At 42.2% G+C, this 12,398-nt stretch carries 10 protein-coding genes; 6 read left to right on the top strand and 4 right to left on the bottom strand.

Features of this window, described 5'->3' with window-relative positions:
- Positions 1–17: 17 nt before the first annotated feature.
- Positions 18–1,820, bottom strand: a complete 1,803-nt coding sequence (locus DUL71_RS30225) for a hypothetical protein (protein WP_114941554.1) — start codon at positions 1,818–1,820, stop codon at positions 18–20.
- A 272-nt stretch (positions 1,821–2,092) separates the two neighbouring features.
- Here DUL71_RS30225 and DUL71_RS30220 point away from each other — a divergent pair, with 272 nt between their 5' ends.
- The 6 genes from DUL71_RS30220 to secG all read left to right on the top strand — a co-directional run bounded on the left by DUL71_RS30220 (position 2,093) and on the right by secG (position 8,142).
- Positions 2,093–2,938: a hypothetical protein gene (locus tag DUL71_RS30220; RefSeq protein WP_208645700.1), complete on the top strand. Its 846-nt coding sequence runs from the start codon at positions 2,093–2,095 to the stop codon at positions 2,936–2,938.
- Positions 2,939–3,085: 147 nt separating this feature from the next.
- The gene (gene miaB / locus DUL71_RS30215) at positions 3,086–4,510 is read left to right on the top strand and encodes a tRNA (N6-isopentenyl adenosine(37)-C2)-methylthiotransferase MiaB (protein ID WP_114941552.1); all 1,425 of its coding nucleotides are present in this window, start codon (positions 3,086–3,088) and stop codon (positions 4,508–4,510) included.
- 84 nt (positions 4,511–4,594) lie between these two features.
- Positions 4,595–5,854, top strand: coding sequence for a sigma-54 interaction domain-containing protein (locus DUL71_RS30210; RefSeq protein WP_114941551.1), 1,260 nt, complete (start codon positions 4,595–4,597; stop codon positions 5,852–5,854).
- Between the two features lie 5 nt (positions 5,855–5,859).
- On the top strand, positions 5,860–6,384 hold the full coding sequence (locus DUL71_RS30205; protein ID WP_112575619.1) for an LptE family protein: 525 nt from the start codon (positions 5,860–5,862) through the stop codon (positions 6,382–6,384).
- A gap of 21 nt (positions 6,385–6,405) precedes the next feature.
- A complete protein-coding gene (locus DUL71_RS30200; RefSeq protein WP_114941550.1) occupies positions 6,406–7,761 on the top strand; it encodes a hypothetical protein in 1,356 nt (451 codons plus the stop codon).
- Between the two features lie 9 nt (positions 7,762–7,770).
- A complete protein-coding gene (gene secG / locus DUL71_RS30195; RefSeq protein WP_112575617.1) occupies positions 7,771–8,142 on the top strand; it encodes a preprotein translocase subunit SecG in 372 nt (123 codons plus the stop codon).
- A gap of 313 nt (positions 8,143–8,455) precedes the next feature.
- On the opposite strand, the gene DUL71_RS30190 is transcribed toward secG, so the two are convergent.
- From DUL71_RS30190 to DUL71_RS30180, 3 genes are all read right to left on the bottom strand, one after another.
- Positions 8,456–8,794, bottom strand: a complete 339-nt coding sequence (locus DUL71_RS30190; RefSeq protein WP_114941549.1) for a hypothetical protein — start codon at positions 8,792–8,794, stop codon at positions 8,456–8,458.
- Between the two features lie 88 nt (positions 8,795–8,882).
- Complete coding sequence (locus DUL71_RS30185) at positions 8,883–9,752, bottom strand: aldose 1-epimerase family protein (protein ID WP_244228884.1); 870 nt, start codon at positions 9,750–9,752, stop codon at positions 8,883–8,885.
- Between the two features lie 132 nt (positions 9,753–9,884).
- A complete protein-coding gene (locus tag DUL71_RS30180; RefSeq protein WP_114941548.1) occupies positions 9,885–12,332 on the bottom strand; it encodes a bifunctional YncE family protein/alkaline phosphatase family protein in 2,448 nt (815 codons plus the stop codon).
- Positions 12,333–12,398 lie beyond the last annotated feature (66 nt).

Raw genomic sequence — 12,398 nt, 5'->3', positions numbered from 1 at the left:
AAGAGATGTTTTTCAAATCAAAATTTCCCCTGATCCATCAATTTCTTCCGCTCTGCTTTTCTTTTCTGGCGTTCTGCTTTATTCTTTAAGCGCTCCTCTTTGTTTTTATTATGCTCGTCGATGCGGTCTTTAGTAGCTTTTTGTTTTTCCTCATCAAGGCCGATGCATGGCTTTATGCCGGTAAGCAGGGTTTTCCAGATGGTTTTAAAGAACGGCGAATCTTTAGGGCGTTTGTAAATTACTAATGCCGAAGTAAGCTTGCCCTTATCATCCGGATTGCTGCGCCTGATCACAAACAGGTTGGCAAATATCGACATGATCGATTTTCTTTTGAAGCGGTCGTTAGCTGTGTCGGGCTTTAGCAAAACCACCTTTAAATCGTTATATAAAAAATCAACTTTGCCCTTAAATACCTTGCTGTTGGCCTGGATATCAAAACTGAATTTTTTAACGCTACCCGAGGTCATTTTTACCATGGCCAAAGGCATTGTAGCTGGGTTTAATCGGCTAAATTCCATGGGGCCCAATGTTCCTTTGTAGCTGAAGGCGGCATCATCATCAGTTAAATTAAATTTCATTTGAACATCGAGCCGGCCGCGGTTCATGAAATACGTTGTCAGATCAATAGTGGTAACGTTGTTTTTGGCTATGGCCGATGGGTTATTGGTAATATTATAAATATTGCCGCTGGTATTGTTAAATGCAACTGTACCTGTTTTCTGCGACTTTTTATTAAACTCGTTATAGATCACATCCATGTGGCGGATTTTCAGGGTGTCGATCCGCAGATCAAGATTTAGTTTCCTGATCATCATATTAGGAAAAGTTTTAACCTTATCCGTCAATGAATCGGGCTTTTTACCCGGGTTTGTGAAAGCAGTTACTTTGCCATTGGCCAGGGTTAAACTTGAGGCAGAAACAGTACGGTACTTATGATAATTTAAGTAATCAAAGTTGTTGAGCTGTACAGAATCAGCCAGTAAGCCCAGACGATCTTTTTGGCTCTTGCCGAAGAATACATCTGATTTGGCCGGCTGCATGGCAAGCCCTTCGATGTTAAGCTTTGAAGTAAGCGTTGAAAGTTTAAGATGCCTGATCTTATAGGTATATAAACCGCTCGGCGTTTCTCCGGTATAATTATTTACTTCGGTTATAATATCCTTACAGTAAAGTAAACGCGATTTATCGTACTGTGTAGTCGAATCTATCAGTAAATCGGTAGCGCTAAAATTCAGCTCCTTCAGCCTGGAAATGGCTACTTTATTGCCCGAATAATCTTCATATTTTAAGTTAACATCGTTAAGTAAAATAGCACCGATTTGGATACATTTTAGGCTTTTGGAGATGCGCTGCCAGGCAGTACGGCGGTCTTTAACAACAGTATCTTTAGTATGGTTTAACTGGTAGCTTACATTTAATTGTGGCTCGTTCAAGATGATCTGGCCAATATTTAATTTTTTCTGAAAATACAGGCTGAAAGGATGAACGTGATTAAGCACAAGGCGTTTTACCTTAAGTTCAACCAGTGTATTAGGCGCGAGGCGCAAGCGTTTTTTTTGATTGTAAACGGCGGTGTCGGGCTTCAGCGTTATATTGTATATAATGATTTTTCCTTGCAGGATATGCAATTCCGCATCCGAAAAATCGGCTTTATAAAGGCTGTCGCTGCTGCTTAATACAACATCCTTTACTTTGCCGGCCAATATGGGCGACCAATACCTGTTTACAACTACGGCCAGCAGCAATATCACGATTACCGGTATCAGCACAAATTTAAATGTCCTTTTTTGCCACTTGTGCTTTAAAAAATTTAACGCCATTTACCGGTTATTAATTTTACTTGTGTCTTAATGCTTTAACAGCAAGTTAGTAACTTTTGTTATAGTGTTGGTGGATGGATAGGTTATTTTTTGTTAAAACTCATACTTAATTCATTGTTCGTCAGGAATCGTTTCAATATGGTTTATAGCTACGAGGTTAACTAATGTTGTGGTTTTGCTTAACCACGAAGCAACCCCCGGGAATTTCATGGCGTTATATCTAAACAATAACCATTATTAACATCTAATTAGGACTCCCGATGAAAACAAAAATGTACTTAGCCCTGACGCGCTCAATTGCCTTAACTTTATTAGCGGCATCATGTAAAAAAAATCACGACAACAACCCAACCAAGTCTACGGTTGTTACCGGTGTGCAGCTTACTTCAAACAACACTTTTGGTAGCATTATTACAGACAACAATGGCCGCGCGCTTTACTTTTTTTCTGACGATGCTGCTAACGTTTCGACCTGTACCGGCGGCTGTGCTGTGGTTTGGCCCGCCTTTTACAAAGAAAATCCATCAATAGGCACCGGCCTGGCCGCCACCGATTTTGGTGTTATTACCAATGCTGATGGAAGCAAACAAACCACTTATAAAGGCTGGCCCTTGTATTACTATTCAAAAGACGTTGCGACTACTGATGTTAACGGCGATGGTGTAGGCAAAACATGGTTTATTGCTAAAGCTGATTATAGCGTAATGGTTTCATACGCGCAGTTGATAGGCAACGACGGAAACCAATACACCAGTAAAGGCGTAGCCGGTACCGAAAACTCGCAGTACATTACTGATCCTAACGGACGTACCTTGTACCTGTTTACAAAAGATGCTTTTAAAACAAACAAGTTTAGCACCGGCGTTGCGGCGCATGATGCAAACTGGCCAATTGATGGGGCAACGGCCGTTCAAAACGTTCCATCTATTTTAAACAAGGCCGATTTTGATGTAATTACCGTATTTGGGCAAACACAACTGGTATACAAAGGGCATCCGCTGTATTATTTTGGCCAGGATAATGGTGTTAAAGGTAGTACCAAAGGTGTTAGCTTCCCTACGCCGGGTGCGGCTATATGGCAAATCAATAACACCAATACCGTAGCTTTAACACAGTAAGCTTAACTGAAACCGAATTTAATGAACGGGTAATACAAGCGTATTACCCGTTTTTTGTAAAGTAAACATTGATTTTATTTAATACTGACAATATGTCATTTAGGTATTTAAATTTTGTTTATTTTTGCAAACTAATTTTTTATATAAATGATGGATTTGCTTATTCCGGATAAAACACATGATGAGAGCAGGCAGGGTGAGGCGTTAATGTTAAAAGCCGAAGCAGCTAAAAATAATGGCCGTAAGCTTTATATCGAAAGCTATGGCTGTGCCATGAACTTTTCTGATAGTGAGATTGTAGCTTCTATTTTAGCCGAGCGTGGTTTTGAAACTACATCCGACTATAGCGTTGCTGATGTTATTTTCATCAATACCTGTTCTATCCGCGAAAACGCCGAACAACGTGTGCGCAACCGTTTAAAAGAATTCACTGTTGCCAAAGTAAAAAATCCGGGATTGGTGGTAGGCGTATTGGGCTGCATGGCCGAACGTTTGAAATCAAAATTCCTGGAAGAAGAAAAATTAGTTGACGTTGTTGTTGGTCCGGATGCTTACCGCGATTTGCCAAACCTGATTGACCAGGTTGATGATGGCCAAAAAGCGGTTAACGTATTGTTATCACGTGAGGAAACTTATGCCGATATCAGTCCGGTGCGTTTAAACAGCAATGGCATCAATGCCTTTGTATCCATTATGCGCGGATGCGATAACATGTGTTCGTTTTGCGTGGTGCCATTTACCCGTGGCCGCGAACGCAGCCGCGATCCATTATCGATAGTAGCCGAATGCCGCGATCTGTTTGACAGGGGCTACCGTGAGGTTACCTTGTTAGGCCAGAACGTAGATTCATATAAATATTCAACCACCGGAGAAGAAGTTATAACTACAAACTTTGCTAACCTGCTGGAGATGGTAGCGCTGATAAATCCTGATCTGAGGGTTAGGTTTTCAACTTCGCATCCAAAGGATATTACCGATGATGTGCTTTATACCATTAATAAATACGATAATATCTGTAATTATATCCACCTGCCGGTACAATCGGGCAATAGCCGCATCCTTGATCTGATGAACCGTACTTATGACCGTGAATGGTATATCAACAGGATAGACGCTATCCGCAGCATCATTCCTGATTGCGCGATATCAACCGATGTTATTACCGGTTTTTGCAGTGAGACTGACGATGAGCACAAGGATACCGTTAGCATGATGGATTATGTGAAGTACGATTTTGCCTACATGTTTAAATACAGTGAAAGGCCAGGTACTTTAGCTGCAAAACGCTATGCTGATGATATCCCGGAAGAGGTAAAACAAAAACGCTTAACCGAAATAGTAGCCAAACAGCAGGAGTATTCATTTTACAGGATGCAAGCCCGCATAGGCAGGGTAGAGCGTGTGCTGATAGAAGGCTTCTCCAAAAAATCAGACAAAGACTATTGCGGCCGCAGCGATCAAAACGCGATGGTAATTTTCCCGGTTGGCGAAAATTACAAGCCGGGTCAATACGTAAACGTACTTATCGAGCGCAGCACAACGGCTACGTTGATCGGTAAAGTGGTTGATTGAGTTTATTAGGTTGATTGAGTGAGTAGTTGTTAGGTGATTAACCATTCACTTAATAAACCCAATCAACCACTCACTAACAAAACAATGGAAGTACAGGAAATTAAACAACGCTTCGGGATCATTGGCAACTCGCCATTGCTTAACCGGGCTATAACTATAGCAAACCAGGTTTCGCCTACAGATATTTCGGTGTTGATTACCGGGGAGAGTGGTAGCGGTAAAGAGGTTTTTTCGCACATCATTCACCAGATGAGCCCGCGTAAGCATGGGCCTTTCATCGCGGTTAACTGTGGCGCTATACCAGAAGGTACTATTGATTCAGAACTTTTCGGTCACGAAAAGGGTGCTTACACGGGCGCTGTTGGCGAACGTAAAGGTTATTTTGAAACCGTAAATGGTGGTACCATATTTTTGGATGAGATTGCCGAAATGCCGCTGGGTACGCAGGCCCGTTTGTTAAGGGTGCTTGAATCGGGGCAGTATATTAAAGTAGGTTCGTCAAAGGTTGAAAAAACTAACGTGCGCGTTATTGCAGCAACTAACGTTGACGTATACGAGGCGGTAAAGAATGGAAAATTTCGTGAAGACCTTTACTATCGATTAAATACAGTACCATTAAAAATACCACCATTGCGCGACAGGAAGGAAGATATCTTTTTACTGTTCCGCAAGTTTACCGCCGATTTTACCGATAAATACCGTACGCCGCCAATTCAGCTGGATGACGAGGCGCAGCAGGTATTATCAAACTATTCGTGGCCAGGTAACGTAAGACAATTAAAAAATATGGCTGAACAGTTGGCCGTATTGGAGCGTGACAGGATCATTACCGCGCAAACACTGCTTACTTATATCCCACACGAGGCCGGTGCCCGTAACCTGCCTATGCGTGTTGAGAATCAACCCAAGGAAGATTTTTCTGAGCGTGATATATTATACAAAGTATTGTTTGATATGAAGCGTGATATGGTGGAGTTGAAAAAACTGGTGGCCGATATTATTGAACATGGTGGTGTTTCGCCGCATTATGCCAATAATCCGCAGACCTTAAATCAGCTTTATCGTGATATTGAGTTGCATGGTAATGCCGAGCCACAATTTACTTTACAACAACCCGTTAATACCGTTACAAACAGCAGCAGCAACAATAGCAATACTATCGACGGCTTTAATATAACACACGATGCCGAAGAGGTGGAAGAGTCGCTGTCGTTGATTGAAAAAGAATCGGACCTGATCCGTAAGGCTTTGAAGAAACATAAAGGCAAACGCAAGCTTGCCGCTAACGAACTGGGGATCTCTGAGCGTACTTTATACAGGAAAATAAAAGAGCTAAACTTATAAAATTGATGAAAAAACTTTTGGGAATTATTTCTGTGTGTGTGCTGGTACTTATATGCCCATCATGTTACACCCTCAAAAATCAATCAATCCCGCCCAGTTTGAAGACCATTAATATACAGTTTTTTGAAAATAACGCAGCTTTGGTGGTAAATAACCTGAGCCAGACCTTTACTGAAGCGTTAAAAGACAGGGTCCGTACACAAACCAGCCTAAGCTTAGTCCGCGGCGAGGCCGATGCAACCATGTCGGGCGCTATCACCGGTTATTCTATCGCTCCCGCATCTATTCAGGCTACTGCAAATAATGTGGCTCCAATTGCTGATGCTAACAGGCTTACTATCACCGTCAGGGTTAAATTTTCATTTGATGCCGCGAAAACTCCGGCAGATAAAAAGCTTAGTTTTGAGCAAAGTTTTACTAAGTTTGCCGATTACCGGGGGGATATTTCTTCGCAGGAACAAAACCTGATACAGCAAATTAATAAGCAGTTAATTGATGATATTTTTAACGCAGCCTTTTCTAATTGGTAGGCAATTTGTATTTTCAACCACGTGGATCAATATTTGAATAGCAGGCAATACGAAATATTAGATGAACTGTTGGCCAATCCGGCCGAGACAGGTTCTTTTTATGGTTATAACCTGCAGCAGTTGGTTGATGCCTATCCTCAAAGCGGGATTTTGCGCGCATTGCTTGCGCATGCCGGTACGAATAAGGATGTGCAGAAGGCGGCCGTTTACTATCAGCCTGTTTTACTGCATAAGCTGATTCATGAACCCGATGGGCTTGCTCCAATAAACGCGTCGCAGATTATTAACCTGGTTAATGCTGAACCAGCTGTTAATACTCCGGTTACCGAAAACTATTTCAATATAGGTTTGGCTGATGATCAGGAGGATGCTTTACCGCCGACACCTGAAGAGGCATCATCCGGTTCAACTGAGGAAGCAACCAGTTTTGATTTCAGCATTGCCGACGAGCCTGAACAGGAAGTGATAATCGATGCACCGGTAATAAATGAACCGGAAGCCGTTGCATCTGCACATGATATAGATGACGAAGTTTATGATGAAATTGTTGGGATTGAAAGCATAAGTATCGCTCAGGCTAATGCGAACGAGCCTGTTAACCATGTTGAGGCAGAGCCGGAACCAAGCGTTAAAAATGAAGCTATTGCCGATCCTGAACTTCTGACGCCGCCGCCGGTTCCAAATGAAACCAGGCCGGTAAAAGACGATGTAACTGAAAAATGGATCATCGGCAATATCGCATCAACCGATTACTTTTTATTTGATAACTCTGTTGCTGATACACGCATTGAGGAGAAGGCCACAGCCCAGGAATATGTTTCGCAGCTGGCAGAGATCGAAGCTCCGGAACAGCCGGAAGTTGTATCAAAATATCATGACGAAAAAATGCCGTATACCTTTATGTGGTGGTTAGATAAAACCCGTAAAGAATACGCATCTACTTATCAGCCCTATAATATCGAAACCAGTGCACCGCCAAAAGCACCGGTTGTGCAAGGCGAGCAGCCCGCCGATGCATTACAGCATCAGTATTATGAAAATATTTTCCATGCACAATCGCTGGAAGAACTGGAGAAAACCCCTCAACCTGATGTTCCGGAGATAAAAAGCAAGGAAGATCTTATTATTGAGAAATTCATTAAGGAAGAGCCTCAGATAAGGCCGCCATCAATTGAGAAAATTGATAATGAGAACAAGGCAAAGAAAAGTTCGGAAGACAGAAATGACCTGGTAAGTGAAACTTTAGCCCAGATTTACATCGATCAGATGCTATATCACAAGGCTATTGCAACTTACAAAAAATTGATGTTGAAATTCCCGGAAAAAAGCCGTTACTTTGCAAGCCAAATTGAGCAGTTAGAAAAGAAAACTAATTAATATAAAGAAATGTATATCGTTTTAATCATTGTTACCGTAATTGTATGCGCTCTGTTAGGGCTTATCGTACTTATCCAAAACCCTAAAGGCGGTGGTTTGGCATCAAATTTTTCAAGCTCATCACAATTAATGGGTGTACAAAAAACTGGCGATTTCTTAGAAAAAGGTACATGGGTGTTAGCTATAACCCTTATGGTATTGTCACTGGCTATTAACGTAGCTGTAAAAGGTGGTTCATCTTCAAGCAATAATGATAACCCGGCTTTGCGTGAGCAAATTGAAAAAGCTTCAAAACCAACTAACTCGGTTCCATCAGCAACTCCTGCGTTAACACCATCTGCTACACCAGCTCCAAAACCAGCAGATAGCAGCAAAAAATAATAAAGTAATTAACTAAGATATATTGAAGGCCCCTGGAAATATCCAGGGGCTTTTTTGTTAAGATTAAATACTAAAAAATGTCATTTCGATAGAGCAGGGGAGGGGAAGAAGCACCAGGGCGAAAGAGAAATCTTATGCGCTGTGTAAGCTAACATGCATGATGTATAAGATTTCTCCTCATGCCATCGCACACTCCCTGCCGGTTCGTCGTAAATGACAAAACTGTTTTATTCAAACATCAGAAGATAACCCCAACAAAAAAACGCCCCTGACGAAAATCAGGGGCGTTTTTTTGTTATACAAGTTATTCCGATTATAATATCAGGATCAATACTAAAATAATGATAATGATAGCACCTACTGAAAGGTAAATGCCGCCACCGCCAAGGGCGTTAGCTTCTTTCTTCATAGATTTTAATTCGGTACGCAATTCCTTACGCTCGGCTTTGTTAAGCTCCGATTTATCCATCGCTTTGATTTCATTCACCCGGGCTTTTATCTCCTCAACACGGGCTTGCTTTTGCTCTGTTGTCATGGTGGCTATCTCTTCTTTGCTCAGCGGGGTAAGCGCGTGACTATCGGCAGCAAAAGTATTCAAGGCTGTAAATGACAGCAATAAGGTGAGGGCTAATAAATAAACTTTCGTTTTCATAGTTTTAATATTTAAGTGATTTCTCTATGAAAGAGAAAAACTGTGAAAAATGTTTTAACCAAGTCTAAATTTTTTGTAACGCCAATGTTTACAAACAAATAAAATAGGCCGACTCAAACACATGCCCTACGCTTAATTTTTGAATGGCTTCTTTCTCTTTAATATCAACATGTTTCCCCTCGGTATCGGCACAGCCCAACCACGGTTCTATGCAAACAAAATCGGCCCCGGGCTTGGCCCATAAACCAAGATAATTGAAATGCGGAAACTCAAGAGCAAGGGTTTGGTCATGCTTATCACTTTTGATAGTTATCATGCGCGATTTCACATCTTTAAAAACCAGCGCGTCGTCATTAAATAAGTCGCGGGTTAAATAAAGTTTTTTATTTGGAGTAGGTACCGGATGTGTTATGCCATTAAAAAAGCCATCTTTTGATAAAAGGTGGGTATTAAAATGTTCTTCGGTTTCAAACTCAAGATAGTAATCTTCATAGTTTTCGCCCTTGTTGAAAGGTACGTTAAAAGCCGGGTGCCCGCCAACCGAAAAATATATTGTTTTTTTATCAAGATTGATCACTTTATAGGTAACACGGAGCGCATTGTCAATAAGGTGGTACAGGATCTGAAAGTCGAATTTAAAAGGATAAACTTTTAATGTGTTTTCGCAATTAGGTAACGAGTAACTTGCTGATGTTTCATCCGACTCCAACAAAAAAAACTCCGACTGCCGCGCAAACCCATGGCGCGACATGGCATACTTTTCACCACCTACCAAAAGCTCATTATTAATGAGACCGCCAACCACCGGGAAAAGGTTTGGTGCATGCCATGGCCAGATTTTTTCATCGGCCTGCCACATATGCTCAACGCCGGTGGCTTTGTTAATAAATGAACTTAGCTGTGCGCCTTTGGTGTCAATAGCTACTTTAATGTGCTCGTTTTCTAAATGAGTGATCATAGGAGTATAATTAGTTATCTGAACCGGAATTCTAAGAAATTATTCGAATTTCACGAATTTTCAATTGCTATTAAATTTAATTCGATAAATTCTTTAATTCTAAAAATTCGAGTTCAGACACAAGTTAACAAATCAATCATCATCCTGTTCTTTTTTAGGTTCTAAAATTACAAAGGCGCTCCTTTTTGGCGCAGGCATGACAGATGATTCGCCTTTTACGTACTTCCAAACCACCTCATTCAGCTCAATATCCGGTGCCGCGTCTTCTTTAGCAAAATTAAATAGCTCGGAGCGTTTGCTGCTTTCGTTTACGGCTATGTTGCGCTGTTCAAGGTCAACCTGTGCTGCTTTGGCTGTATAAGGTGTAAAGTCGGGCTTGCTGGTAAAGCAATCGTATAACGGCATAGCTGCGGCATCGTACTGGCTCATTGGAGGAAGACCTAAAATAAGCTCCATGGTGCGCAAAACGCCCGAGGTTGAATACATGCCATGAATCACCGCGTTACGCTTTACATACGGCCCTGCAACAAACACAGGCGAACGGTGAGCATCGATATGGTCGGGGCCGTTTTGAGCGTCATCTTCCAAAATAAAAACTACCGATTCCTTCCAGATCGTGCTGTGCGATAAATGCTCAATAAACTGGCCTATGGCAAGGTCATTATCGGCAACCGCCGCAATAGGAGATATCGCGCCTTTGCGCTGTCCGCTGGTATGATCGTTTGAAATACGTACCGTATTGAAATGCGGTACAGCGTTTATAGTCAGTAACGAATCAAAATCATGTGCCCAGATCTCGGTACGTTTTACATCTTTAACATTTAAATCGAATCCCGGCGATTTCTGGCAAAAATGCCCTTCCAGCGATTTTAAGTTTGCCTTGCCCGGGTTGCCATCGCTTACAAACTCACCGTAAGTACGGTAGCTTACGCCCGCGCGTTTGCAATAATCCCATATAAAGCCATCGCGTGGATAGGCTGCTTTGCGGGTGCCCTCAAAATCATAGTTACCACCGCGACCGCCATAGCTGGTTGGCCAGGTTTTTTCCACAAAATCCGTAGCATAGGCCGCCATGCTCCAGTTATGGCCGTCGGCACTTACTTCGGCATCAACATAGAAATTATCCAGCAGCACAAATTCGTTGGCTATGGCATGATGGTTAGGTGTTACTTTATTACCGAAGATACACAGCGAAGTATCGCCGTTACCCTGTGGCATATCGCCTAAAACCTGGTCGTAAGTACGGTTTTCTTTAATGATGTAGAACACATATTTAATAGGCGATTTATCACCTACCCGGCGCGGGATTGGATTGCCTTCTTCGCCTTTGGCTGTTTTTTCAACTTTGGCGGTAAAGGGCGTATTGGCGTAAACCTGTTTGGTATAAGTTTTCAGCTCGGCATCGGTTGGGGTATTGATAAAGGATAAGGTACCTTTAAACAAGCCGCCGATATACTGCTCGCGGCTATTGATTGCGCCTTGTTTGTAACCGCTGTTGTCAGTTTTTTTAACCGGCTGTGGCCCCCTGGGGTTAGCCATTGATGAAAAGCCCTTACCGTTTGACACCAGGATTTTATCACCTAACATTTTTACGTTGGTAGGGTACCAGCCAACCGGGATAAAACCCTTGCTTTTGCTGCTGCCCGGCATGGTTACATCAAATACGGCGAGACAGTTGTTATCGGCATTGGCTATGTATAATGTTTTCCCGTTAGATGACAGCGCCAGGCCGTTACTTGTTGAACCTGTGAGGCGGGTAGGGTAAAGGGCTGTAGCAATGGTTTCGACGATTTTATGTGTGGTTGTATTTACTACAGATACCGCATTGTCGTTAGCATTGGCCACGTACAGGAATTTTCCTTTTTTATCTAAAAGCAGTTCATTAGGATGGCTGCTGGTTTTGATAGTACTTAAAGTTTGGGTTGCAATGTTATAAAAGCCAAGCATATCGCCACCCCATAAAGAAATATAGAGCGTTTTTTCGTCCGGAGATAAAACGCAGCTATAAGCTTCGGCCGGAAGTTTTACCTGTTTAAGGATATCTTTTTTATCAGGATCGATAATATAGAGGGTGCTGTCTTCTTTGGTAACCGAATACAGGCGGCTGTTGCTTTTGTTGGTTACCATACCTGTAGGGCATACCTTGTTTTTAGGCCAGGCATTTGGCGCTAACTTAATGGTATCAGGTGTTCCGAGTTTATTATTTGCGATATTGAACACCAGGATCCAGTTATCATTACCGCCCGACGCATACAATTTTTTCTCGTCGCGGCTGAAAGCGAGGCCATACCATGATTTTTTTACCACGGCTTCATCAAGCAGTTTTTCATTTTTAGGGTCGATCAGCTGTACCGATTGTGTGCTTTGGCCGTTATTGGTAACTGCCAATAACTTGCCCGATGACGATAGCTGCATATTAAGAGGCAGATCGCCAAGAGGCAGTGAACGCCCGGCGGGACTAAGCTTCCATCCGTTAGGTAATAATACTTGTCCTGTTTGTTCAATTTTACCCGGAGTTTGGGCGAACGATTGTAGCGCCGCACTTAAAAGGGTAATGCCGGCGATGAATTTTAGTTTCATAAGAAAACGATTGTAGCCAAAATTACAAATTCGTTTTATTCTGAAAGGCTTATTAACGGAAACTTA

The organism is Mucilaginibacter endophyticus (genome assembly GCF_003351025.1).
GTDB lineage: Bacteria > Bacteroidota > Bacteroidia > Sphingobacteriales > Sphingobacteriaceae > Mucilaginibacter > Mucilaginibacter endophyticus.
This window is presented reverse-complemented; position numbering and strand designations above follow the sequence as displayed.

Excerpts from the sequence above, each read along its gene's own strand:
- DUL71_RS30225 (WP_114941554.1), bottom strand. The coding sequence starts at position 1,820 with ATGGCGTTAAATTTTTTAAAGCACAAGTGGCAAAAAAGGACATTTAAA.
- DUL71_RS30220 (WP_208645700.1), top strand. The coding sequence starts at position 2,093 with ATGTACTTAGCCCTGACGCGCTCAATTGCCTTAACTTTATTAGCGGCA.
- miaB (WP_114941552.1), top strand. The coding sequence starts at position 3,086 with ATGATGGATTTGCTTATTCCGGATAAAACACATGATGAGAGCAGGCAG.
- DUL71_RS30210 (WP_114941551.1), top strand. The coding sequence starts at position 4,595 with ATGGAAGTACAGGAAATTAAACAACGCTTCGGGATCATTGGCAACTCG.
- DUL71_RS30205 (WP_112575619.1), top strand. The coding sequence starts at position 5,860 with ATGAAAAAACTTTTGGGAATTATTTCTGTGTGTGTGCTGGTACTTATA.
- secG (WP_112575617.1), top strand. The coding sequence starts at position 7,771 with ATGTATATCGTTTTAATCATTGTTACCGTAATTGTATGCGCTCTGTTA.
- DUL71_RS30190 (WP_114941549.1), bottom strand. The coding sequence starts at position 8,794 with ATGAAAACGAAAGTTTATTTATTAGCCCTCACCTTATTGCTGTCATTT.
- DUL71_RS30185 (WP_244228884.1), bottom strand. The coding sequence starts at position 9,752 with ATGATCACTCATTTAGAAAACGAGCACATTAAAGTAGCTATTGACACC.
- DUL71_RS30180 (WP_114941548.1), bottom strand. The coding sequence starts at position 12,332 with ATGAAACTAAAATTCATCGCCGGCATTACCCTTTTAAGTGCGGCGCTA.